We start from the raw sequence: 24216 nt of genomic DNA on the forward strand, positions 1-24216 counted from the left end.
ATGCGCGGCTGCAGCCTCTACCTCGACGACGCCCTCATCGTCGACGCCGGCGAGCTCACCGTCCCCGAGATGCGCCCGGGAAACCGCCGATGAGCGTCCACCGCATCGGCATGATCGTGCCGAGCTCCAACCTGACGATGGAGACGGAACTGCCCCGCATGCTGCGGGACCGCCAAACCGTCCTCCCCGTGGACGAGTTCGTCTTCCACGCCAGCCGGATGCGCATGAAGCACGTGACCCCCGAGGGCCTGCGCGCCATGAACGCGCAGACCGAGCGGGCCGCGCTGGAGCTGGCCGACGCCCGTCCGGACGTCGTGACGACCGCGTGCCTGGTCGCGATCATGGCCCAGGGACCCGGCTCCCACTGCACCGCGGAGGACCAGATCACCGCGGCCCTGCGCAGCGAGGGGGCGACCGCGCCGGTGGTGTCCAGCGCGGGCGCACTGCTGGAGGGCATCGCCGCCCTCGGGGCCCGCCGGGTCGCGATCGTCACCCCGTACCTGAAGCCGCTCACCAAGCTGGTCGCGGACTACATCGAGGACGCCGGGGTGGAGGTGGTCGACGCCCTCAGCCTCGAGGAGCCCGACAACCTCGCGGTCGCCCGCCTGGACCCCATGGACCTGCGCGACCACTACAAGCGGCTGGACCTCACGAACGCCGACGCGCTGGTCCTGTCGGCGTGCGTGCAGATGCCCTCGCTCGCCGCCGTCCAGCCGGTCGAGGACGAGGCCGGGCTGCCGGTGCTCACCGCGGCCGTCGCCACCACCTGGTCGATCCTCACCCGCCTCGGCCTGCCGACGGTGGTACCGGGCGCGGGGCGCCTGCTCAGCGGTGAGCCGGCCCCGGCGGGGGCGTCCCGGTGACCGCGGGCTACGGCGAGGACACCGACCGGACGTACCAGCAGGCCGGTTTCGGCGCGCCCGTGCGCCGTGGGCGGCGGCCGGCGATCGTCGTCGTCGACCTCAGCCGCGGGTTCACCGAACCGGAGTTCCCGGCCGGAGCCGACCTCACCGACGTGGTGACGGCGACCGGTCGGCTGATCGAGGCGGGCCGCCGGGCGGGCGCACCGGTGGTCTTCACGACCATCGCGTACACGCCGGCCGAGGCCGAGGGTTCCGCGGTGACCTGGCTGCAGAAGGCGACCGGGATGCGCACGCTGCGGGAGGGCAGCCCGGCCGTCGCCATCGACCCGCGGCTGCCGATGCGCCCGGAGGACGTGCTCCTGGTGAAGAAGGGCGCCTCGGCGTTCTTCGGGACGACCCTGGCCGCGACCCTCACCGGGCTGGGCTGCGACACGGTGCTGGTCTGCGGGGCGACGACGAGTGGCTGCGTCCGCGCGACCGCGGTCGACGCCGTCCAGTCCGGGTTCCCGGTCCTGGTGCCCCGGGACTGCGTCGGCGACCGGGCGCCCGGCCCGCACGAGGCCAGCCTGTTCGACATCCAGGCCAAGTACGGGGACGTCGTCGACCTCGACGACGCCGTCGCGTACCTGGCGGCCCTGGCCTCCGTCGGGGTGCCGGCATGACCGACGGCCCCGGTCCCCGGTGCGTGACCCAGGCCGCGCTGGCCGACCTCGCCGACGTCCCGGCGGGCAGCCGGTGGGTGCGGTCGGCCGGCGTGCGCCTGCACGTCCTGGACTACGGGGGCGACGGGGTGCCGCTGGTGGTCCTGCCGGGGATCACCAGCCCCGCGATCGCCATGGACTTCGTCGCCCGGGAACTGACCGACCTGGTCCGGCCGCTGGTCGTGGACGTCCGGGGCCGCGGCCTGTCCGACGACGGGGACACCTACGACCTGGACGCGTACGCGGACGACACCGAAGCCGTCGTGACCGGCCTGGGACTGGAGCGACCGGTCCTGCTCGGCCACTCGATGGGCGCCCGGATCGCGGCGGTGGTGGCGGCGCGGGGGGCGGTCCCGCTCCGCGGCACCGTGCTGGTCGACCCGCCGATGAGCGGCCCCGGCCGCGGTCCCTACCCGACGACGCTCGCCGCCTTCCTCGGGCAGCTGGCGGAGGCGAAGCGCGGGACGACCGCCGACGAGGTGGCCCGGTCCTGGCCGCGCTGGCCGCGGCGCGAGCAGGCGCTGCGCGCCCGGTGGCTCGCGAGCTGCTCGGAGCGGGCGATCGCCGAGACGCACCGCGGGTTCGAGACCGAGGACTTCTTCGCCACGTGGCCGCACGTCCCGGCGCCCACCGTGCTCGTCCACGGCGGCGACAGCCCCGTCGTGACCGCTGCCGGTGCTGCCGAGGCCGCCCGGACCAACCCCGCCGCGGAGCTGGTCGAGGTGCCCGGCGCCGGCCACATGGTGTTCTGGGACGTCCCCGACACCGCGCTGTCGGAGACCCGCCGCGCCCTCGCGTCCCTGCTCGGCCGCGCCGTCGTCGACGTCGCGTGATGCCCGCCGGGGTCAGGTCCACGAGGACCTGACCCCGGCGCCACACCTGCCTCCGTCAGGGGCAGGTCTCCTCGCGCTTCACGACCCCGAGGTCGATGAGCCCCTCGACCTCACCGGTCACGCGCTGACCGGCCGGGACGTTCTGCGTGCAGACCATCCAGTTCGAGTCGACCAGCTGGTTGCGCGACCCCAGTAGGTCGTGCGACCGGCTCAGGAAGACGCCGTTGCTCTGCACGGTGATCTGCGCGGTCTGCAGGTCGACCCCGACGAGGTCCGGCATCGCGAAGTCGACGACCACCTCGGGCTGGGTCGCCGGAGCCGGCGGCGGCGTGGTCGGCGGCTGGGTGGGCGCCACGGCAGCCGGCGGGACCACGGTCGTGGGAGCAGTCGCGGGGCTGGACGACGACTCGGCGGGGGCCGTCGGGGAGGACGAGCCGGCCGCCGAGGACGTACTGGCCGCCTCGATCGAGTCCGCCGCCTCCGACCCGCCGTTCGCGTTCCCGATGCCGATGCCGATGACGAGCGCGGCCGCCACACCCCACACCCACGGACGTTTGAGGAACGGCTTCTGCTCGGGCGCCGCAGGGAGCGGCGCGGTGACCTGCTGCGGCCAGGGATCCGACCCCTGCGGACCGGGCGGGGGGAAGGGCGGCGGGCCCTGCGGCTGCGACACGGATGACCTCCGACGACGAAGGAGAGGAGACGGAGGGCAGGACGCCGACCGGGCGATCGGACGAGACCGGCCCGTATCGCCGTCGCGTCATCGGCACGCGGAACGGGCGCCGTGACCGTCCGGAGGCGTCCCGGAGGTGTTCCGTGGTCAGACCGGACGCACCCGCCACAGACGCCACAGACGCCTCGCGCACCTGACCGGACCGGTCCGTCCGGGCCGGTAGACAGGCACCATGAGCGCCACGGACCTCCGGTCGACCGACACGAACACCCGGCCGGCCGTGGCGATCTCGGCCACCTCCACCCCCGTCCTCAGCTACGCGCTGGCCCACAACCGGGTGCCGGTGGTGAGCCGGCTGGCGTTCACCAACCACGGCGGCGCGGTCCGCGCGGCGACGGTCCGGCTCGGGGTCCGCGACGCCGAGGGCCCGATCGGCACCGCCGTCGAGCTGCTGGTCGACCTCGACGCCGGCCAGACGACGGTCCTCAGCGACGTCGGCCTAGTGATGGACCCCGCCGCGATGTTGCAGATCGAGGAGCAGCGCCCGGGCTCGATCGAGATCGACCTGCTGGTCGACGGCGAGGACGTCGCGGGCACCGCCGTCCCGGTGCAGGTGCTGGCCGCCAACCAGTGGCTGGCCGCGCCGGTGCCGCTGGCGCTGGAGATGCTGGCCGCGCACGTGCTGCCCAACCACCCGGCGGTCAGCGCGCTGATCGACGAGGCCAGCGCGCTGCTGGAGAAGCGCACCGGCAGCGCCTCGGTGCAGGGCTACCAGTCCGGCCCGGAGCGGGTCGACGAGATCGTCGCCGCGCTCACCGAAGCGATGCGCCGGCGCGGCATCCGCTACAGCGAGCCGCCGGCCAGCTGGGCCGACGTCGGCCAGAAGGTGCGCACGCCCGGCGACGTCCTCGACGGCCGCGTCGGCACCTGCCTGGACACCGTCGTCGTCCTCGCCGCCGCCCTCGAGCAGGCCGGCATCCGGCCGCTGCTGTGGCTGGCCGAGGGCCACGCGTTCCTCGGGTACTGGCGCGAGGAGCGCGGCGCGGAGAGCGCCGCCACGACCGACGTCGCCCCGCTGGTCAACCTGGTCGACCTCGGGCTGGTCCGGCTGGTCGAGACGACGCTGCTGACCAGCCGTGCCCGCGACGACGAGCCGCAGGACCTGCACTCCCCCGCCTACGACGCCTGGCTGACCGGCGACCTCGACCGCGTCCTGGGCGTCACCGACGTCCACCGGGCCCGGCGCGACGGCATCGTGCCGCTGCCGGCCCGCACCCGCGGCCCGGACGGCGCGGTGCAGGTGTTCGAGTACCGGCCGGCGCAGCACAGCGTCGCCGCCCGGCCGGTCGAGCGGGTGCCGGCGCCGGCCCAGCCGGGCCGCACGGAGACACCCGCGCGGGTGCAGCAGTGGAAGAACAGCCTGCTCGACCTCTCGCTGCGCAACCGGCTGATCAACTACTCCGAGCGCGCCGGGCTGCCGCTCGCCGTGCCCGCCGCGCACCTGGGCACCCTGGAGGACCTGCTGCACGCCGGCACCGCGGTGCAGCTGCTGCCCAGCGACCGGATCGCGGCCGTCCAGCGCGAACGCGGGCTGCGCTCGGCCGCCGAGTTGCCCGCCGACGTACTCGCCGAGCTGCTGGTGGAGCGCAAGTCCGTGCACGCCGACGTCACCGAGGGCGGCTACCTGCCCCGGCTGCGCAACCTGGCCTACAAGGCGAAGACCGTGCGCGAGGAGACCGGCGCCAACAACCTGTACCTGGCGCTGGGCAGCCTGGCCTGGGAGCTCGACGGCCGGCCGCTGCGCTCGCCGCTGGTGCTGGTGCCGGTCACCCTCACCCCGACCAGCCGCAACGGCGTCTACCGGCTGACCCTCGACGACACCGGCACGAGCACCCCCAACTACTGCCTGCTGGAGAAGCTCCGCCAGGTGCACGGCCTGACCGTCCCCGGCCTGACCGAGCCCGCCGAGGACGGCGCCGGCATCGACCTCGACCGCGCGCTGCAGGCCATGCGCCAGGCGCTGGCCGACGCCGCGCTCCCCTACCGCGTCGAGCCGACCGCCGACCTGGCGGTCCTGCAGTTCGCTAAGTTCCGGCTGTGGAAGGACCTCGACGAGCACTGGGCCGACTTCACCGCCAACCCGCTGGTCGCCCACCTCGTCCACGAGCCGACCGAGGCGTTCACCGACCCCGCGCCGGACACCGCCGGCCGGGTGGACCTCGACGAGCTCGCCGCCCAGTGCCCCGTCCCCGCCGACGCCTCGCAGCTGCGGGCGGTCGCGGAGGCCGGCGCCGGCCGCACCTTCGTGCTCGAGGGCCCGCCCGGCACCGGCAAGTCGCAGACCATCACCAACCTGCTCACCCGCGCGGTTGCCGACGGCAAGCGGGTGCTGTTCGTCGCCGAGAAGCGGGCGGCCCTGGACGTCGTCGCGCGGCGGCTCGAGGCCGTGGGCATGGCTCCCTTCGCCCTCGACCTGCACGACAAGGGCAGCAAGACCTCGGTGGTCCGGGCGCAGATCAAGGCGGCGCTGGAGCACGCCGTCGTCGTCGACGAGCAGGGTCTGGCCGCCGACGGCGAGGACCTGCGCTCCGCCCGCCGCACCCTCGCCCGCTACGCCGACCGGCTGCACGCCGAGAACGCCACCGGACTGTCCTACTACTCGGCGCGGACGGCGGTCCTGGCCGTGCGCGACGGCGTCCCGGCGATGCCGCTGCCGGCGACGTTCGTCGCCGGGGCCTCCGCCGAGACGATGACCGCGGTGCGCCGCGCGCTGGCGCTGCTGCCCGACATCGCCGACCTGGTCCGGCCCTCGCCGCAGCACGCGTGGGCCTTCGTCGACACCGCGCAGGTGGACCTCCTCGCCGCCCAGCAGGCCGCCGCCGCCGTCGACGCCGCGATCCGCGAGCTGCCCGCCGAGGCGCACCTCGCCCGCGCGCTGCGCGAGGTGCGGACGCCGGAGGACCTCGGCGCCCTCGCGCACCTGCTGTCCGGCCCGGCGACGTCCCTCGACGTGCTCGACGAGGTGCCGACCGAGCGTTGGACGACGGCGACGGCGAGCGTCCTCGGTGAGGTCGCCGCGTTCGCCGGTGCCGTCCACCCCGGGCTGGAACTGGCCACCCCGGCCGCGCTGGAGCTGCCGCTGGCCGAGCTGTACGTCGCCGCGCAGACCGCCCAGGCCGGACGCTGGATGGCGCGCCGGAAGGGGTTGCGCGCGGTCCGCGACCAGCTCGCCCCCGTGCTGCGCCCCGGGGTGAAGGTCAAGCTCGCGGACGTCCCCGAGCTGACCGCCGCCCTGTGGCGGGTGCAGACCGCGGCGCAGGGCATCGCCGCCCGCGCCTCGGTCATCCCGGGGCTCGCCGTGCCGGCCGGGTGGAACCCGCTGGTCGACCCGGCGCTGCTCGACGGGCAGGTGGCCTGGCTGCGCGCGGCCGGCGCCGCCGCGGACCGCGACGGCGAGTTCGCCGCCGCGCTGCGCCGCTGGGTCGTCCAGGGCCCCGGCCCCGACGCCGCGACCGGCGCGGCCGTCGCCCGGCTCCGCGACGCCGTGACCGCCCTGTTGCGGGTGTGCTCCACCGGCTCCCGCCAGCTCGCCCGCTGGGCCGGGGACGACGGCCTGGTGCTGCGCTGGCACATGACCCGCCCCGAGCGCGGCGTGGAGCACACCGGGCTCATGTCACTGCGCCGCTGGGCGGACTTCATCGACACCCTCGAGCCGCTGCGCACCGCCGGCCTACACGAGGCGCGGGCGCTGCTGGTCAGCGGCGAGCTGCTCGCCGACGACGCGGTGCGGGCCTTCGAGCACGGCGTCGCCCTGGCCTCGGTCACCGAGCGGCGCGCCGCCTCCGGCCTGGACGGGTTCGACGCCGACGTGCACCAGAAGGCGATCACCCGGTTCACCGCCGCGTCCAAGGCGGTGCGCGAGCACCTGCGCTCGGCACTGCCCGGCGCGGTGCTCGCCGCCCGCCCGTTCGACGCCGCCAGCGGCAACGGCCAGGTCGGCGCGCTGCAGCGGGAGCTGGCCAAGTCCCGCCGCGGGCTGGGCGTGCGCGGGCTGCTGGCCCAGTACGGCGAGCTGGTCACCGCGGTCATGCCGTGCGTGCTCGTCTCCCCGGACTCGGTGGCGCGGTTCTTCCCGGCCGAGGCCGGCCTGTTCGACCTGGTGGTGTTCGACGAGGCCTCGCAGATCCGGGTGGCCGACGCCGTCGGCGCCCTGGGCCGGGCGAAGGCCGCGGTCGTCGTCGGGGACAGCCGGCAGATGCCGCCGACGTCCTTCGCCGAGCCGTCCTCCGGATCGGCCGAGGACGACGCGATCGAGCTGCTGGGCACCGCGGTCGAGGACGAGGAGTCGATCCTCTCCGAGTGCGTGCAAGCCCGGGTGCCGCGGCAGTGGCTGTCGTGGCACTACCGCAGCCAGGACGAGTCGCTGATCGCGTTCAGCAACGCCAACTACTACGACAACCGGCTGTCGTCGTTCCCCGCGCCGACCCACGGCCGGCCCTCGGCGGACGTCGACGGCCGCGGCATCTCGCTGGTGCGGGTCAACGGCACCTTCCACCGCTCCGGCGCCGGGCGGCTGCTGCGCACCAACCCGATGGAGGCCAAGGCGGTCGTCGCGGAGATCCGCCGCCGCTTCGACGCCTGGCAGGCCGGGGAGGACGGCAGCCTGCCCTCGATCGGCGTCATCACGTTCAACGTGCAGCAGCGGGCCTACATCGAGGGCCTGCTGCGCGACGCCGGCGACGACCGCCTGGTCGAGGCGCTGGACCGCACCGACGGCGAGGGGCTGTTCGTCAAGAACCTGGAGAACGTGCAGGGCGACGAGCGCGACGTCGTGCTGTTCTCCACCGGCTTCAGCGTCAACGACCGCGGGTTCCTGCCGCTGAACTTCGGCCCGCTCAACCGGGTGGGCGGCGAGCGGCGGCTCAACGTCGCGGTCACCCGCGCCCGGCGCCAGGTCGTCGTCTTCTCCTCCTTCGAGCCGTCGCAGCTGCGGGCGGAGCAGACCTCCTCGGTGGGCATCAAGCACCTGCGCGCCTACCTCGACCTGGCCGCGCTGGGCACCGACGCGCTCCCCCGCGACGCCCGGCCGGTCGCCGTCCCGGATCGGCACCGCGAGGAGATCGCCGCCGCGCTGCGCGACCGCGGGCTCGTGGTGCGCACCGACGTCGGGCTCTCGGAGTTCCGGGTGGACCTGTCGGTCGCCCGCGCCGAGGCCCCGGACGCGCCGGTGATGGCGGTCCTGCTCGACGGCCCCGCGTGGGCCCGCCGGCGCACGGTCGGCGACCGCGACGGCCTGCCGGTCGACGTGCTCGCCGGGATGCTGCGCTGGCCCGCGGTCGAGCGGGTGTGGCTGCCGACCTGGCTGCGCGACCGCGCCGCCGTCCTCGACCGGCTGGTCGCCGCCGTACCTGCGCCCGATCTCCCGGCCCGAGCGGCAGAAATGGCCATTTCTGCCGCCCCGGCGCACATCGAGGAGGCCGCGGTGGTCGCGCCGCCGGTGGACGTCGTCCCGCCCGTGCCCGCACCGGCCGAGCCGCCCGCGACCGAGCTGAAGTCGGCGGTCCCGCTCCGGGCCACCACGCCGGTCGTCGTCGAGGTGGCGGCACCGGTCGCCGACGTCCCGCAGGCGGCGGTCGTCGTGGAGCCGACCGACGGCGAGCCCGCCGTCCCCACCCCGGTCGTCGACACGGCGCCGACGAAGCCGGCCCGGCGGACGCCGAGGAAGACGGCGTCACCACTGGACGGCGAGCTGCCGTTCGTGCCGTGGGTGCCCAAGACCGCCGGGGACCGCAAGGTGCTCGACTCGCTGTCCGACGCCCGGATCGCGCGCACGGTGAAGCGGGTGCTGACCACCGGACTCAAGGCCGAGGGGCCGGTGCACCGGGACCGGCTGGCCCGGCTGACCGCGAGCGCGTTCGGCCTGACCCGGGTCAGCGAGGCCCGGCGCGACGCGCTGCTGGCGCTGCTGCCGCCGGCCACCCTCGTCGGCGAGTTCGTCTGGCCCGAGGCGCTGGACCGCGACACGTGGCCGGCCTTCCGCCGGCAGGCCGCCAGCGCGGACCGTCCGCTGGAGCACGTCGCGCCGGAGGAGGTCGGCAACGCGATGGTCGCGCTGTGCCGCGCCAGCGCCGGGATGACGCCGGACGAGCTGTTCCTGCGGACGGCGGAGGTGTTCGGCTACCGCCGGCGGACGCCGTCCCTGCTGCCGCTGCTGGAGGCGGCGCTGGCCCGCGTGCTGGACGCCGGGCGGCTCTCCCGCCAGGACTCCGGCCTGCTGACCGTGGCCGCGTGACCGGGCTGCGCGCGGGCGGCGGCCGGACGTCGGCGACGATGGCGGGGTGAGCTCTCCCTCCCTCGTGGGCACGAGGCTGGACCCGGCCGCGTTCGAGGCGGCGGTGCGGGAGGCGGTCGGTCGCCTCACCGGCGTCGCCGAGCGGACCCCGCTGCAGCGCAACGCCCGCCTCTCCGCCGCCACCGGCGCCGACGTCTGGGTGAAGCGGGAGGACCTGCAGATCGGGCGCTCCTACAAGGTCCGCGGCGCCTACAACACGATCGCCGGACTCGACGCCGGCGCCCGCGCGGCCGGGGTCGTGTGCGCCAGCGCCGGCAACCACGGCCAGGGCGTCGCGTACGCCTGCCGGGCGCTGGACGTCCACGGCTCGGTGTTCGTGCCGGGAACGACGCCCCGACAGAAGCGGGAGCGGATCCGCGCCCTGGGTGGGGACGCGGTGGAACTCGTCGTCGCCGGTGACTCCTACGACGAGGCGGCGGCCGCCGCGGCGGCGTTCGCCGAGCGCACCGGTGCCACCCTCGTGCCCGCCTTCGACGCCCCCTCGACCGTCGTCGGCCAGGCCACGGTGGCCGTCGAGGTGCTCGACCAGCTCCCCGTCCCGCCGGACGTCGTAGTGCTGCCCGTGGGCGGCGGCGGGCTGCTGGCCGGCTGCGGCACGTGGCTGCGGGCGCACAGCCCCGGCACCCGGCTCGTCGGCGTGGAACCGGCGGGCGCGGCGAGCATGGCCGCCGCCCTGGCCGCCGGGCGCCCGGTGGAGCTGGCGGAGCTGGACACGTTCGTCGACGGCGCCGCCGTCCGCCGGGTCGGCGACGTCACCCTGCCGCTGGTCCGCGACTGCGGCGCGGACCTGGTCGCCGTCCCCGAGGGCCAGATCTGCACCGAGATGCTCGACCTCTACCAGGTGGACGGCGTCATCGCCGAGCCGGCCGGTGCGCTGGCGCCGGCCGCCCTGACCGGCGGGCTGGTCGCGGTCGAGCCGGGGCAGACGGTCGTGTGCCTGCTCTCCGGGGGCAACAACGACGTCAGCCGGTACGCCGAGGTCGTCGAGCGGTCGCTGGTCCACCGCGGGCTGAAGCACTACTTCCTGGTGGAGTTCCCGCAGGAGCCCGGCGCGCTGCGCCGTTTCCTCGACGAGGTGCTCGGCCCCGACGACGACATCGTGCTGTTCGAGTACGTGAAGAGGGACAACCGGGAGACCGGCGCGGCGCTCACCGGCATCGAGATCGGCCGGGCCGGCGACCTCCCCGGCCTGCTGGCGCGGATCGAGGCCAGCCCGCTGCGCATCCAGCACCTGGCTCCCGGCACCACGGCCTACCGCTTCCTCGTCTGACCCGGCGGCCGGCTCCCCGCCGGACCGTCTCCCTCCGGCTCCCACCGTGTGGTCACGCCGGGAGGAGGAAGTCGCAGGCCGGGCCACTCGCCCGGGCCAGGCGGCGGTCGAGGGTGAGGAGGGGTGCTCCGAGCTCCTCGGCCAGCGCCACGTAGGCGGCGGCGTACGCGGTGACCGTCGGGTGGAGCGCCCACACGCGGGGCGCCAGCGGCTCGAAGGGGAACGACGTCACGCTGAGCTGCACGAGGTCGTGGTGGGCCAGGATGGCGACATCGCGGCCCAGGCGCCCCCCGAGGACCGCCCGGCGCAGGGCGCCGGACACCTCGACCAGCAGGTGGCCGGGAGCGGCGAGCGCCTCGCCGCGGACCTGTCGGCGTACCCAGGTGCCCTCGTCGCCGCTGTCGACCAGGGCGGCCAGCACCGCGGAGGCGTCGACGACGAGCGTCACGGCCGGCCGGCGTCCCTGGCCTCCAGGATCTCCTCGGCGGACAACCGGGTGCCCGTGGCGCGCACCCGCTGCTCCACCCGCTCCCAGAGCTCGTCCGGGGCCGGCCGCTCGGCCAGCGCCTTCAGCTGCGCCCGGACGTACTCCTGCAGCGACTGGCCGGCGCGCGCCGCACGCGCCGCGAGGACGTCGCGCGTCTCGTCGGGTACGTCGCGGATCGTCATGGAGACGGGCATGCCATCACTCTAGCTGCGTCGCATGCACTCTGCATGCGGTGCCGTGACGCGGGCGTGGATGGTCGTTCCCAGGTTCGCGTTCTACCGTCGTCGTCCAGTCGTCGTCGATCCCGGGAGGGCCGCGCACCGTGGACGAGGCGCTCGACCCCACCGGAGCCGTCGCCGACCTGGCCGGCACCCGCCAGGTCCACCTCCTGGAGCCCGGCGACCCCGAGCGGATCGGGCCGTACACGCTGATGTGCCGGCTGCCCCGCGGCGGCCAGGGCGCCGACGTCTTCGTGGGCTCCACCGGGGACGACGGCCCGCTGGTGGTCATCAAGCGGCTGCCCGAGGCCGCACCCGAGCTGGCCCGCAAGCGGCTGGCCCGCGAGGTGGAGAACGCCGCCCGGGTGAAGAGCTCGCGGGTGGCCCGGATCGTCGACCAGGACCTCGCCGCCGGCGCGCCCTACTACGTGCAGGAGTACGTGTCCGGCACGCCGCTGGACGAGTTCCTGGCCCACCGCTCGGCCGGGCTCAACGCCGAGGAGCTGCGCCGCATCGCCATCGGCCTGCTCCGCGCGCTGCGAGACGTGCACGCCGCCGGCGTCGTCCACCGGGACGTCAAGCCAGGCAACATCATCATCTCCGGCAGCGACGTGTGGCTGGTCGACTTCGGGATCAGCCGGTACATCGGCCCCGAGCCGCCGTCGGGCACCGCGACCACCGGCATGGCGGTGCTGGGCACGAAGCTGTTCGCCAGCCCCGAGCAGCTGCAGGGCGCCGCGCTCACCGAGGCCAGCGACCTCTACAGCTGGGGCATGGTGATCGCCTTCGCCGCGGGGGCGGAGCACCCGGTCGACCCGGACGACACCATGTCCGACTCCGACTACTTCCTCGCCCTGCGCGGCGGCCGGCTCAACCTGTCGCGGGTGCCGCCCAACCTGCTCGACAGCGTCAGCCAGGCGCTGCGGTACGCCCCGGAGAAGCGGCCGTCGGTGGCGCAGCTGGCCCGGCAGGTCGAGCAGCAGACCCGCTGGCTGGGCGGCACCTCGCAGATCCCCGACCCGCGGACGACGATGCGCGACCTGCAGTCGGTGGGCGCGGTGGTCGAGGCCGCGCGCTACGAACTGGCCCGGCTGGAGCGGGCGATCGCCGACACCCGGACCGGGTTCGCCGCCGCCGTCGCGGTCGCCGTCCTGCTCGGGATCATCGCCGGGCTCGTCCTGGCGGTCCTCTACCACGTCGTCCTCTGACCCACGTCGTCCTCTGACCCACGTCCCCTCACCCACCGTCCCCCGAGGAGGCCACCGCCTGTGTCCGGCATGTACGAGCGGGCGCTCGCCCAGCAGCGCCTGGACGCGCGACGGCACCGCTACCGCGAGCGGCAGCGCGTGCTGCTGGCGGTGTTCTGCGCGACCGCCGTCGTCTTCTTCGTCCTCTTCGTCCGCTGAGCCGGCGATGAAGCGTCGCGTCTGCCCGCGCTGCCTGGAGCCGCTGGTCACCCCGGTGTGGCGGGACGCCGCCGGGGTGCCGCGGCGCCCGCCGGTCGAGCGGCGCAGCCGCTGGCAGCGCCTGCTGGAGCCGCTGCGGACCGCCGAGATGGCGCCGCCACCCACCCCCAGGGACGCCGCCGTCGCGGCCGCGGCCAGCGTCAGCCCCACCTGCCCGAACGGGCACCGGCTGCCGCCGGCCTACCTGGAGCGCCCGACGATCGTCGTGGGCCTGGTCGGGCTGACCGGCGCGTCGAAGAGCACGTACCTGACCGTCCTGATCGACCTGCTGCACGAGGGGGCGCTGGCGCCGCTCGGCATCTCCGTGGAGATGGACGAGGAGAGCGCGGCTCGCTTCGACGACTACCGCTACCGGCTCATGGTGCAGCGCCGGCAGCTGCCGCTGACCCTGCCGCTGCTGGGCGAGGGCAGCTCACCGGAGCCGTTCATGCTCGTGCTACGCGGCACCGGGCGGGGCGGCGCCGAGCGGGCGGTCAACCTGGTCTTCTTCGACGCCTCCGGCGAGCAGCTCTACCGCGCCGAGGACATGGGCCAGTACGGGAAGTTCCTCTACGCGGCGTCGTCGGTGCTGGTGCTGCTCTCCCCCGGCGTCTTCCCGCGGCTGCGGCACCTGGCCGACCCGGGCGAGGAGTCGATGGGTCTGGCCCGGCACACCCAGATGGTGGTGAACCTGGCCAACCTGCTGCGCACCGCGCGCAACCTGCACCCGGACAGCCCGCTGGCGGGCGTCTCGGCGTCGGTCGTCGTCACCAAGGCCGACAAGCTGCGCGGCCTGCCCGACTTCCCCGCCGGCGCGCTGCGCGACACCGACCTGGCCGCGATGCCCCTGGCGCACTGGTTCGCCGACGTGCGGTCCACCAGCTCCCGACTGGTCGACTTCCTCGAGGTCAACGGCGGCTCGAACCTGCTGACCGCGGTGCTCAACCGGCTGCCGCGGCCCACCGTGCACGCGGTGTCGGCCACCGGCGCCGACGCGCGCGACGGCGGCTACCCGGAGATCTCCCCGGTGGGCTGCCTGGACCCGCTGCTGGTGCTGCTGGCCCGGCACGGCTTCCTGTCCGAGGAGGGGCTGGACCCGGAGGAGGCCGGCTCGGCTCTGCGCGGCGAGTGGTTCGGATGAGCGGCCGGGCGTACCCGCAGGCGGTCTACACCTCCGCGCCGCGGACCCTGGAGGGGCCGGGCTTCGGCGTCTTCGCCCACTCCCCCGACTGGCCGGCGGAGGTGGGCCGCACGCGCAAGGCGCTCGGCGCGCTGGTCGGCTTCACCCCGGACGCGGGCGAGGCCTTCGGCCTGGTGCAGCGCGGCGCCGGCCGGCTGCTCTACCGCAAGGTGGCGGCCCGCACCGACGGTTTCGGCCGGCCCGGCAACTACCTGGTGCACCTGCTGTGGGACGACGGCGACCGGCTGGGCCTGCGCGACCTGCTGGCGCTGCGCCGCACCGGCCGCTTCCTCGACGGGCTCGACGCGGACGCCGCCCCGACCGCGGAGCTGCCGCCGCTGCGGGTGCCGCCGGCCGAGCGCACCGTGCCGGCCCTCACCGCCGACGACGTGGACGCCCTCACCCCGTGCCTGGCGCTGCTGCTGGCCGCGCTCGCCGACGGATCGGGGGCGTGCACCCTGCCGCGGCGGACGCCGTCGGGCCGGGAGGTCGCCGACGTCGTCGCCGCCGTGCTGCCGCGGGGGCTGACCGCCGACGTCTCGCTGACCTCCGATCCGCAGGCCGACGACGGCGACACCGCCGCGGTGGCGGTCGCCCTCGGGGACGGGCCGGCCGGGGCGGCCGCCGGTCCGGTCGACACCGAGCGGGCGGGCTCGCTGCTGGCCGCGGCCAGCAAGGGCTACCTGCCGCCGGACACGATCGGCGACCTGCGCGCGCTGGACGCGTGGCTCTTCGCCGACGAGTGGGCCGAGCAGGACGCCGCCGACCTGACCGCGGAACAGGTGGCCTGCGTGCTCGGGTCCGACGCCGCCGCGCGCTGGCTGACCCGCGGGCGCAACTCCGCCGACGCGCTGACCCTCGCCGCGGCCGAACCGCAGGTGTCCACCGCGCTGCGGACGTCGGTGCGCCGGTCGGCGGCGGTCGCCCGGCGGGTGCGGGCCGAGGTGCTGGCCCGGCTGCTCGACGAGGTGTTCGACGGCGCCGACGGGCCGGACGAGGCGGCCGTCGCGGTCGCCGGGCTGACCCAGGGTGACCTGTGCGAGGCCCTCGCCGAGGAGGTGCGGAGTGGCCGGCGGATCGCCCACCTCGACCGCGCGGCCGGGCTGCTCGTCGAGCAGGCGCTCAGCCTCGGGGTCCGGCTGCCGCTGCTGCGGCTGACCGACGACCGGTGGGAGCTGGCCCTGCTGGCGTCCCGGCGGCGGGTGGTCGGCGACGCGCTGGAGGCGCAGTGGCGCGCGGACGGCGGCTGGGAGGAGGAGCACCGGGCGCTGCTGGGGCACCTGCTGGTGGCCGACGTCGGCTGGCTGGCCCGGCTGGAGCCGCTGGTGCCGGCGTCCGGGCTGCCGCCGGTGCTGCGCTGGGCCGCGCTGCGGATGGACGTCGCCGGGGTGGAGAAGCTGGCCGCCGCGGTCGCCGTCGGGGCCACCGCCGGGCAGGGGTGGGCGCTGCGCGAGGTCGTGTTCGGCTCGGAGCTGCCGGCGCGCGACGTCGACGCGATCCTCGGCCGCTCGCTGGCGCTGCTGCTGGTCGACGACGGCTGGCCCGCGGACCTGGCGGAGTCCTTCGCCCGCAGCCGCGGCGCCGCCGACGACGTCCCCCGCCGGCGCCGCCGCCGCGACTGAGCCGGACCGCCCCGCCGGCACGGCTGACCGGACCTCGCCGCAGGGCGGTGTCCTCCTGCAGGAGAACACCGCCCTGCCCAGCTCGGTCGAGCGTCCGCGGAGTGTGTCCCACCCCTCGTCCCCACCGGGACCTTGGGCCCGGTTGTGGACGGTCTCTTCTCGTTAACGTCGGCCGTCAAGGGGACCGACAGCGAGGAGAGCACGTGAGCCAAGCCGTGCACGACCGTCCACTCCACTCCGTGCCCGCCGACGGCGGTGAGGACGTCGCCGCGGGAGCGACCGCCGGCCGGCTCGGTGGGGTCGCCGCGCTGCTGGGGAGGCCGCAGGCGATCGCGGCCGAGACCGTGCAACTCGGCCGGGACCTCGTCGAGATCGTCCGCGGGACCGACCGCATCACGCCGTCCCCGAGGGACCGGCGGTTCGCCGACCCGGCGTGGACGGACAACCCCGGCTACCGGCGGCTCGGCCAGGGCTACCTCGCCTGGGCATCGGCGCTGCAGCGCCTCGTCGACCGGCTGGAGGCCGACGGCGGGGACTGGCGGGACGTCGAGCGCGCCCGCTTCACCATCAACGCCCTGACCAGCGCGGCGGCGCCCACCAACACGCTGCTGGGCAACCCGGCCGCGCTCAAGCGGGTGCTCGAGACCGGTGGCGGCAGCGTCGTCCGCGGGGCCAAGGCGCTGGTGGACGACGTCCTGCACAACGGCGGGCTGCCGTCCCAGACCGACCGCTCGGCCTTCCAGGTGGGCCGCAACCTCGGCATGACCCCGGGCGCGGTGGTCTACCGCGACGACGTCATCGAGCTCATCCAGTACTCGCCGTCGACCGAGCGGGTCCGCGAGCGGCCGTTGCTCGTCGTCCCGCCGCCGATCGGCCGCTTCTACTTCCTGGACCTCCGCCCCGGCCGCAGCTTCGTCGAGCACGCCGTCGCCCAGGGGCTCCAGGTCTTCATGATCAGCTGGCGGAACCCGACGCGGAAGCAGGCCCACTGGGACCTCGACACCTACGCCGAGCGGGTCCGCCGCGCGGTCGCGGTGGCCCGGCAGGTCACCGGCTCCCCCGACGTGAACACGGTCGGGTTCTGCGCCGGCGGCATCGTCATGAGCACGCTGCTCAACCACCTGGCCGCCGTCGAGGACCCGAGCGTCCACAGCGCCACCTTCGGGGTCACGCTCCTGGACTTCCACGCCCCGGCACCGATCGGCGCCTTCGCCGGGAGGTCCACGGTGGGCCTGGCGCGGCGGCTGTCGCGCACCCGCGGGGTCATCCCGGCCCGGTCGATGGGCAGCGTCTTCACCTGGATGCGGCCCGACGACCTGGTGTTCGGCTACCTCGTCAACCAGTGGCTGATGGGTGAGGCCCCGCCGGCGTTCGACGTCCTGGAGTGGAACGCCGACGGCACCAACCTGCCGGCCGCGCTGCACGAGGACTTCCTGCGCGTCTTCCGGGAGAACACGCTGACCCTGCCGGGCGAGGAGACGGTGCTCGGCAGCCCGGTGGACCTGGGCCGGATCACCGTGCCGACGTACGTCGTCGGGGCCCTCACCGACCACATCACCCCGTGGAAGGGCACCTACCGCACCACGCACCTGCTGTCGGGCCCCACCGAGTTCGTGCTCAGCTCCAGCGGCCACATCCAGAGCCTGGTCAACCCGCCGGGCAACCCGAGGATGAGCTACTGGACCGGCGGTACCCCCGGCCCCGATCCCGAGGAGTGGCGCGCGCAGGCCGAGCGGCACACCGGCAGCTGGTGGGAGCACTGGGCGGAGTGGGCCGTCGCCCGGTCCGGCGACGAGGTGCCCGCCCCGCAGGAGCTGGGCAGCGAGGACCACCCGGCGCAGGAGGCGGCACCGGGCCTCTACGTGCTGGACCGGGTGCCGGCCTGAGCCGCCGCGGCCGGCGCCGCACCCGGTGCCGGCCGCTCCCCGTCACGTGCGGCCGAGGCCGACGAGGGTGACGTCGTCGACGTCCGGCGGGTCCAGCGCGGTGAGGACGTCGTCGAGCAGGACCTCCAGGGGCCGGCCGGCGGTCACCGCGGCCCGCAGGGTGTCCAGCCGCTCGGGCAGCGGGACGTCACGGCGCTCCACCAGGCCGTCGCTGTACAGCAGCAGCCGGTCGTCGCCGGCCAGCTGCAGCCGCACCTCGGAGTAGTCCGCGGCGTCGAGCAGGCCGAGCGCGGGGCCGCGGCCGTCGGTCACCAGCGTGGCTCCGCCGGCGCCGACGTGCAGCACCGGCAGGTGCCCGGCGCTGGCGACGACGACCGCGCCGGTGGCCGGGTCGACCTCGGCGACGACGACGGTGGCCAGCTCGCCGGGCAGCAGTGCCGCGACCAGGGCGCCGAGCCCCGACAACGCCACCCCGGGGCCGAGGTCGCGCAGCAGGTGCGCGCGCAGCGCGTGCCGCAGCTGGGCGGTGATCGCCGCGGCGGCCAGGCCGTGGCCGGCGACGTCCCCGAGCACGACCGACACCCGGCCGCTGGGCAGCGGCACGAGGTCGTACCAGTCGCCGCCGACGACGTCGGCGGCGATGGGCCGGTAGTGCGCGGCCAGCGTCAGGCCGGGGACCTTGGGCAGCTCCTCGAGCAGCAGCGTGCGCTGCAGGACGGCGGCCAACCGGCTGTCCTCCCCCGCCCGCTGCAGCCGCGTCTCGGTGAGGTGGGCGGCCAGCGCCTGGGCGGCGGCGACCTCGTGCACGCGCCACGGGGCCGCCGTCCCCCGCACCGTCTCGCTCCAGGCGGCGAAGGAGCGGCGCGGGCTCAGCCGCGGCCCGGCGTCGGTCTCGACCGTCTTGGGGGTGTGCGGGTTGCCGCCCCAGGTGACCTCGCGCAGCGTCTCGGGGCGGAACCAGGCCAGGAAGTCCCCGTTCCCGCCGCCGACCTCGACGGCGAGCAGCCCGCTGGCGGTGTCCGCGACGTCGGCCGCGGCCGGGACGACGCGCCCCAGCGCGTCGGTGGCCGGCTGCCCGGTGGCGCGCAGGGCCTCGACCAGCCCGGCCACCCGGTCGGCCGGCGGGGTGCTGCCGAGCAGCCGCAGCCGGCCGTCCAGCCGCACCGCGGAACCGGCGGCGGGCAGCAGGTCGAGCACCGTGCGGTCGCCTCCGGTGAGCGCCGCCCCGGGGTCGCGCGGGGTGCGGCCGACCGCGGCGACCAGCTGCGCCTGCCGCTGCGCGACGCCGACGACCTCGCCCCGGTCGGCGGTCTCGGCGGTGGTGTGCAGCAGCAGGGACGCGGTGCGGCCGAGGAACTCCGCGGCGACCCGGTCGGCGTAGGACGGCCGGTGCGGCCCGGCGTAGTGGTGGCAGGAGATCAGGCCCCACAGCCGGCCGCGGTCGATCAGCGACACCGACATGGAGGCGACGACGCCCATGTTCGCCAGGTACTCCAGGTGCACCGGCGAGACGCTGCGCAGGATCGAGCCGGAGAGGTCCAGCGGGCGGCCGGTGCCCGGGTGCACCGGCGGGTCCAGCGGCACCGGGCGGTACCGGGCGTCGGGGATGAGCCGCTGCCAGTTGACCGTGTAGAGGGCGCGCGCCTGGGCGGGGATGTCGCTGGCCGGGTAGCGCAGGCCGAGAAACGGCTCGAGGTCGGCCCGCCGGTCCTCGGCGACCACCTCGCCGTTCCACTCGGCGTCGAAGCGGTAGACCATCACGCGGTCGAAGCCGGTGAGCTCGCGGACGTCGCGGGCCAGCACCGCGGTCAGCTCGCCGAGGCCGGTGGTCGCCGACAGCCGCTGCAGCACCGCGGGCAGCCGGCGGTGCCACGCGGCCCCGGCCTGCCCGGCGCCCTCGACCGGCTCCCACTCGGTGAGCAGCAGGCCGTCGGCGCGGGAGACGACGACGTCGACCTCGGCGCCGCCCACGGTCACCCGCAGCGGGTTGAGCTCGGCGAGGTCCCCGGCCAGACCGGCGCGCAGCCGGGCGAGGTCGTCGGCGGCGAGCAGCTCGGGCAGGGCCGCCGGCGCAACACCCAGCAGCTCGGCGGCGTTGGCGGAGGCGACGACGACGCCGAGGTCGGGCTCGGTCACGGCCAGCAGCGCGCCGTGCGGCTGGATCGCGCCCGGGACGGCGATCGGCTCGTCGGCGCAGCGGGCCAGGGCGTCGTTGCTGACGCCGGGCATCTCGGGACGGGGGACGGTCGACGTCACCGTCACGACCCTACGGGCGGACCTCTCCCTCGATCAGCCCGGCCGACTCCACGATCGGCACCAGGGCCCGCAGGTCCAGCAGGTCCACGACCAGCCGCACCGGCCGGTTGTCGCGGGGGCAGACCACCTGCAGCGCGACACCGGCGGCCTCCGCCGAGCGGGCGAGGAGGACCAGCTGCCGGGCGCCGGAGGAGTCCAGGAAGGCGGTCTCGGTCAGGTCGACGACGACCGAGCGGGGCTGCTGGGACAGCAGTGACGCCACGGCCTCGCTGAGCTGCGGAGCGGTGGCGAGGTCGAGCTCACCGCGTACTCTCAGCGCCGGTTGCCCGAGGACCGTGGTCCGTTCCACCTCGAACAGCACGGTTCGGCCCCCTCGTCGTTGTCATCCTGCCCATCGCAGGGTAAGGGCCATCGGGCATGGAGGGGGAACTCGGGATGGACGATCCAGCATGGACATAGCCTTCACCGTCCGCCTCCCGGTGGACGGCACCAGCGTGCCGTTCGTGCGCGGGCTGTGCCGGCAGGCGCTGGAGCACCTCGGGGTCGAGCGCACGGCCGTCGACGAGGTGACGCTGGCGCTCACCGAGGCGTGCGCCAACGTCGTCCACCATGCCGGGGAGCACGCGGAGTACGAGGTGCAGGTCGCGATCAGCGACGCGCTGTGCCGGATCAGCGTGTTCGACGACGGCGACGGTCTCGAGCCCGAGGCGCTGCCCGACGCCACCGGGCGCTCGCCGCTGGGTGGCGGTGGCCTGCGGCTCATGCAGGCGCTGGTCGACCGGCTGTCCTTCCGGCACGAGTCCGACGGCCGGCACCGGGTGACGCTGGACAAGCGGCTGTCCTCCCCTCCTCCGCAGCTGCGTCTGGTGGACCCGGTCTGAGCACTGGGCGCATGCACCGGCCGGGCACGGTCCTCGAGGACCGCTACGAGCTCCTCTCCCCGATCGCGGCCGGGGGGATGGGGCGGGTCTGGTGTGCCCGCGACCTGGTCCTGGGCCGCTCGGTCGCGGTCAAGGTCCTGCGGGCCGAGTACACCGGCGACCACGTCTTCCTGACCCGGTTCCGCACCGAGGCCCGGCTGTCCGCGGGGCTGGTGCACCCGAACATCGCCGTCCTGCACGACTACGGCGAGGTCGAGCCCGCGCAGGCCGGCGGCGACCGGCTGGTCTACCTGGTCATGGAACTGGTGGACGGCGAACCGCTGGTGGAGCTGCTGCAGCGGGAACACCGGCTGACCCCGGAGCGGACGCTGGCCGTGCTGCGCCAGGTGGCCGCCGGGCTGGCCGCCGCCCACGCGGCCGGTGTGGTGCACCGGGACGTGAAGCCGGGCAACGTGATCGTCGGCGCCGACGGCACGGTGAAGATCACCGACTTCGGGATCGCGTGGTCGGCGGCGAACGCGGCGGTCACGCGCACCGGCCACGTCGTCGGCACCCCCCAGTACCTCGCGCCGGAGCAGGTACGCGGCGACAAGGCGGTCCCGGCCAGCGACGTCTACTCGTGGGGCATGGTCGCCTACGAGTGCCTGGCCGGCCGCCGGGCGGTGGACGGGCCGGACCCGGTCGACGTCGCGTTCCGGCAGCTGCGCGAGACCCCCGACCCGCTCCCGGACGACGTCCCCGAACCGGTGCGCCGGCTGGTCGAGCAGACCCTGGTGAAGGAGCCGGCGGACCGCATCCCGGACGGCGCGGCGCTGCTGGCCGCGGTGGACGACGTCGTCACCGGGCGGACGCCGTCCACCGGGCGGCACGCGGCCCCTCCGGACCCGGCCCCCGCACCGGCCGCGGCTGCGGACCCGGCCCCGGACGCGGACCGGGCCGACACGCTCGTGATGCCGGCGGTGCGGCCGGAGCCGACGACGCGCGTGCTGCCCGCCGTCCCCGCCGCTGCCGCTCCGGCGGCCGCGGCTCCGGCGGCCGCGGCGGCTGCTGCCGCTCCGGACGACGCCGGGGTCGGCACCGACGCCGATGCGGGTGCGCCCGCCGATGACGACGGCGCCGGCCGGTCGCGGCGGCGCCTGCTGCTCCCGCTGCTCGTGGCGCTGGTCGTGGTCGCCGCCGTCGCGGGTGCGGTGTTCCTCGGCACACGCGGGGAGGCCCCGGCGCCCGCGAGCGCGACGACCCCGCCGCCGGCCGCGCCGACGACGTCCGCGACGCCGACTCCCCCGCCCGCTCCGCCGGTCGTGCGGGTCCGGCTGGCGGCCGCGGAGTACGTGGGCCGGCCGGTCGGCCAGGTGCAGGCGGAGCTCACGGGGCTGGACCTGCAGGTGGCGCTGCGGCCGATCGAGACCTCCGACGTCCCGGACGGTCAGGTGATCGCGGTCGACCCGACCGGCGAGGTGCCGGTGGGCACGACGATCGCGGTCACCCACGCCGTCGCGCCGCCCCCGCCGCCTCCGGTGGTCGTGCCCACGACGGAGGCCCCGGCGCCTCCCGACAGCGGGAACGGCAACGGGAACGGCGACGACGAGGACGGCGAGCGGGACCGCGACCGCGACCGGGACCGCGGCGACAACGGCAACCGCGGGCGGGACTGACCGCATCCGGCCCGCCGGCCGTGGTGAGCCGCCGGCCCCGTCAGCCGTTGGCGGCGGCCAGGCGCGCCTCCCACTGGTCCCCGAGCGTGGCGCCCCACGCGCGGGCCCGCTCCTCCTCGCCCGTGACCAGCGGCCCCTCCGGTGAGGTGACGAGGAAGTGCTCGGCCGGGGCGACCAGCCGGCAGTGCAGGCGGCCGAGGAGCTTCTCCTCCGTCCGCGACGCGTGGTCTAGCTTGGTGACGAGCTTCGGGTGGTCCATGCGGGTGTCGTAGGCCGCCGCGGCGATGGCGGGGCCCTCGATGCGCACCTCGTCCAGCCACTCGCGCAGCCCGGCCGCCGGGTCGACGGACAGTCCGTAGTCGCGGTTGGCCCCCTCGCGGGTGGCGGGGCGCGGCAGGCCGGTCACGTGGTTGGGGGCGCCGACCACGAGCAGCCCGATCTCGGGGCCGAGCGTCGTCGGGGCGTCCGACGCGGCGGTCACCGTCACGGGCAGCCGCGCGGACAGCCCGTCGGCGATCGCGCGGGCGATGGTCCGGCCGTCGCCGAACAGGGACTCGTAGACCACCAGCGCCTTGGTCATGGCGGGCACACCTCCGTGGGTCGTCGTCCTCCCGATGCTGGTCCAGCGGGTGCGGCGGCGCGCCGTCCGGAGGTCCGCAGCGGACGGGACGGACGTCCCCGGCCGGGGTAGGGCCCCATGGTGGAGAAGATCAGCGACCGCCTGCTCAACTGGGCGTCGATCCTGGAGCCGACCACCCGCCTGCAGGCCGAGCGGACGGCGTCGATGCCGTTCATCGCCCCGCACATGGCGCTGATGCCCGACGCGCACCTGGGCAAGGGCGCGACCGTCGGCTCGGTGATCCCGACCGACGGGGCGATCATCCCGGCGGCGGTGGGCGTGGACATCGGCTGCGGCATGAACGCCGTCCGCACCCAGTTCACCGCGGACGACCTGCGCGGGCGGAACCTGTCGACGCTGCACGAGCAGATCTCCCGGGCCGTCCCGCTGTCGGCCGGGCGCTACAACAAGAAGCTGCGCGACTCGGCGGCCGCGCGGGTCGCCGAGCTGCGGGACCTGCCCGGTGCGGCGCAGGCGGACGGCGTCGCACACAACTGGCCGCTGCAGCTGGGGTCGCTCGGGTCGGGCAACCACTTCATCGAGGTGTCGCTGGACGAGGCCGACCGGGTGTGGCTGTTCCTGCACTCGGGCTCGCGCGGAGTGGGCAACCGGCTGGCGTCCAAGCACATCCGGGTCGCGCAGGACCTCGCGCGGGCCCGCGAGTTGGACCTCCCCGACCGGGACCTGGCCTACCTCGAGGAGGGGACGCCGGAATTCGACTCCTACGTCGAGGCGCTGCACTGGGCGCAGCGGTTCGCCTACCTCAACCGCGAGGAGATGATGGACCGCGTCGCCGAGCAGGTCTCGCGGTTCCTGACCACCGAGGTCGAGCGGCAGGTGGAGATCTCCTGCCACCACAACTACACCGAGCGCGAGGAGCACTACGGCCGCTCGGTGTGGCTGTCTCGGAAGGGAGCGATCTCGGCGCGGCGCGGGCAGGAGGGGCTGATCCCGGGGTCGATGGGCGCGGCGTCCTACGTCGTCGTCGGCAAGGGGAACCCGGAGGCGCTGATGTCGGCGCCGCACGGGGCGGGGCGCAACCACTCGCGCGGGCAGGCGCGGCGGATGTTCACCCGCGCGGACCTGGACCGCCGCATGAAGGGCATCGCGTGGGGCCGCTCCGACGCGTTCCTCGACGAGCACCCCGACGCCTACAAGCCCATAGACCAAGTGATGTCAGACGCTTCTGATCTGGTGGAGGTGCGTCACACGCTCAGGCAGGTCGTCAACGTGAAAGGTGACTGAGTCGGACCTCGTCCTCCCCTGCTGTACAGG

At 75.6% G+C, this 24216-nt stretch carries 19 protein-coding genes; 13 read left to right on the top strand and 6 right to left on the bottom strand.

Going from position 1 to position 24216, the window contains the following annotated elements; translation table 11 throughout:
• Positions 1-89 precede the first annotated feature (89 nt).
• The 3 genes from CRP39_RS17170 to CRP39_RS17180 are packed head-to-tail and all read left to right on the top strand — an operon-like array spanning position 90 to position 2397.
• A complete protein-coding gene (locus tag CRP39_RS17170; RefSeq protein WP_097207612.1) occupies positions 90-863 on the top strand; it encodes a maleate cis-trans isomerase family protein in 774 nt (257 codons plus the stop codon).
• Positions 860-1525 (top strand): isochorismatase family protein, encoded by a 666-nt coding sequence (locus CRP39_RS17175; protein WP_097207613.1) that lies wholly within the window; start codon positions 860-862, stop codon positions 1523-1525. The genes CRP39_RS17170 and CRP39_RS17175 overlap by 4 nt, the downstream gene beginning before the upstream one ends.
• A complete protein-coding gene (locus CRP39_RS17180) occupies positions 1522-2397 on the top strand; it encodes an alpha/beta fold hydrolase (protein WP_097207614.1) in 876 nt (291 codons plus the stop codon). The genes CRP39_RS17175 and CRP39_RS17180 overlap by 4 nt, the downstream gene beginning before the upstream one ends.
• A gap of 55 nt (positions 2398-2452) precedes the next feature.
• Here CRP39_RS17180 and CRP39_RS26940 read toward each other — a convergent pair whose 3' ends face one another.
• A complete protein-coding gene (locus tag CRP39_RS26940) occupies positions 2453-3070 on the bottom strand; it encodes a hypothetical protein (RefSeq protein WP_172442491.1) in 618 nt (205 codons plus the stop codon).
• A 232-nt stretch (positions 3071-3302) separates the two neighbouring features.
• Between CRP39_RS26940 and CRP39_RS17190 the strand changes: the two genes are divergently transcribed.
• Positions 3303-9362, top strand: coding sequence for a DUF4011 domain-containing protein (locus CRP39_RS17190; protein ID WP_097207615.1), 6060 nt, complete (start codon positions 3303-3305; stop codon positions 9360-9362).
• Between the two features lie 46 nt (positions 9363-9408).
• Complete coding sequence (ilvA, locus tag CRP39_RS17195) at positions 9409-10692, top strand: threonine ammonia-lyase IlvA (RefSeq protein WP_245853938.1); 1284 nt, start codon at positions 9409-9411, stop codon at positions 10690-10692.
• Between the two features lie 52 nt (positions 10693-10744).
• Here the strand turns inward: ilvA and CRP39_RS17200 are convergent, their stop codons facing one another.
• Positions 10745-11140, bottom strand: a complete 396-nt coding sequence (locus CRP39_RS17200; protein ID WP_097207616.1) for a type II toxin-antitoxin system VapC family toxin — start codon at positions 11138-11140, stop codon at positions 10745-10747.
• Positions 11137-11373 carry a FitA-like ribbon-helix-helix domain-containing protein gene (locus CRP39_RS17205; protein ID WP_097207617.1) on the bottom strand — a complete coding sequence of 79 codons (237 nt, stop codon included), beginning with the start codon at positions 11371-11373 and terminating at the stop codon, positions 11137-11139. Before CRP39_RS17205 ends, CRP39_RS17200 begins: the two co-directional genes overlap by 4 nt.
• A 128-nt stretch (positions 11374-11501) precedes the next feature.
• Here CRP39_RS17205 and CRP39_RS17210 point away from each other — a divergent pair, with 128 nt between their 5' ends.
• The 5 genes from CRP39_RS17210 (at position 11502) to CRP39_RS17225 (ending at position 17530) form a co-directional block, all read left to right on the top strand.
• Positions 11502-12605, top strand: a complete 1104-nt coding sequence (locus tag CRP39_RS17210; protein ID WP_097207618.1) for a serine/threonine-protein kinase — start codon at positions 11502-11504, stop codon at positions 12603-12605.
• Positions 12606-12665: 60 nt separating this feature from the next.
• Entirely contained in the window at positions 12666-12803 is a 138-nt protein-coding gene (locus CRP39_RS26945) for a hypothetical protein (protein WP_172442492.1), read from the top strand.
• A 7-nt stretch (positions 12804-12810) separates the two neighbouring features.
• The gene (locus tag CRP39_RS17215; RefSeq protein ID WP_097207619.1) at positions 12811-13983 is read left to right on the top strand and encodes a TRAFAC clade GTPase domain-containing protein; all 1173 of its coding nucleotides are present in this window, start codon (positions 12811-12813) and stop codon (positions 13981-13983) included.
• Positions 13980-15644 (top strand): GAP1-N2 domain-containing protein, encoded by a 1665-nt coding sequence (locus CRP39_RS17220; protein WP_097207620.1) that lies wholly within the window; start codon positions 13980-13982, stop codon positions 15642-15644. The genes CRP39_RS17215 and CRP39_RS17220 overlap by 4 nt, the downstream gene beginning before the upstream one ends.
• Before the next feature lie 203 nt (positions 15645-15847).
• Entirely contained in the window at positions 15848-17530 is a 1683-nt protein-coding gene (locus tag CRP39_RS17225; protein WP_245853939.1) for a PHA/PHB synthase family protein, read from the top strand.
• Positions 17531-17572: 42 nt separating this feature from the next.
• Here the strand turns inward: CRP39_RS17225 and CRP39_RS17230 are convergent, their stop codons facing one another.
• Positions 17573-19786 (bottom strand): SpoIIE family protein phosphatase, encoded by a 2214-nt coding sequence (locus CRP39_RS17230; RefSeq protein ID WP_143426682.1) that lies wholly within the window; start codon positions 19784-19786, stop codon positions 17573-17575.
• A gap of 10 nt (positions 19787-19796) precedes the next feature.
• A complete protein-coding gene (locus CRP39_RS17235; protein WP_097207623.1) occupies positions 19797-20147 on the bottom strand; it encodes an STAS domain-containing protein in 351 nt (116 codons plus the stop codon).
• 88 nt (positions 20148-20235) lie between these two features.
• Between CRP39_RS17235 and CRP39_RS17240 the strand changes: the two genes are divergently transcribed.
• Together CRP39_RS17240 and CRP39_RS17245 are read left to right on the top strand one after the other, a co-directional pair.
• Positions 20236-20667, top strand: coding sequence for an ATP-binding protein (locus CRP39_RS17240; protein ID WP_097207624.1), 432 nt, complete (start codon positions 20236-20238; stop codon positions 20665-20667).
• A gap of 11 nt (positions 20668-20678) precedes the next feature.
• Positions 20679-22322 (top strand): serine/threonine protein kinase, encoded by a 1644-nt coding sequence (locus CRP39_RS17245; RefSeq protein WP_097207625.1) that lies wholly within the window; start codon positions 20679-20681, stop codon positions 22320-22322.
• 40 nt (positions 22323-22362) lie between these two features.
• On the opposite strand, the gene CRP39_RS17250 is transcribed toward CRP39_RS17245, so the two are convergent.
• Complete coding sequence (locus tag CRP39_RS17250; RefSeq protein ID WP_097207626.1) at positions 22363-22902, bottom strand: flavodoxin; 540 nt, start codon at positions 22900-22902, stop codon at positions 22363-22365.
• 117 nt (positions 22903-23019) lie between these two features.
• Between CRP39_RS17250 and CRP39_RS17255 the strand changes: the two genes are divergently transcribed.
• The gene (locus tag CRP39_RS17255) at positions 23020-24186 is read left to right on the top strand and encodes an RtcB family protein (RefSeq protein ID WP_221201696.1); all 1167 of its coding nucleotides are present in this window, start codon (positions 23020-23022) and stop codon (positions 24184-24186) included.
• Positions 24187-24216 lie beyond the last annotated feature (30 nt).

The organism is Geodermatophilus sabuli, from assembly GCF_900215145.1.
GTDB classification, from domain to species: Bacteria; Actinomycetota; Actinomycetes; order Mycobacteriales; family Geodermatophilaceae; genus Geodermatophilus; species Geodermatophilus sabuli.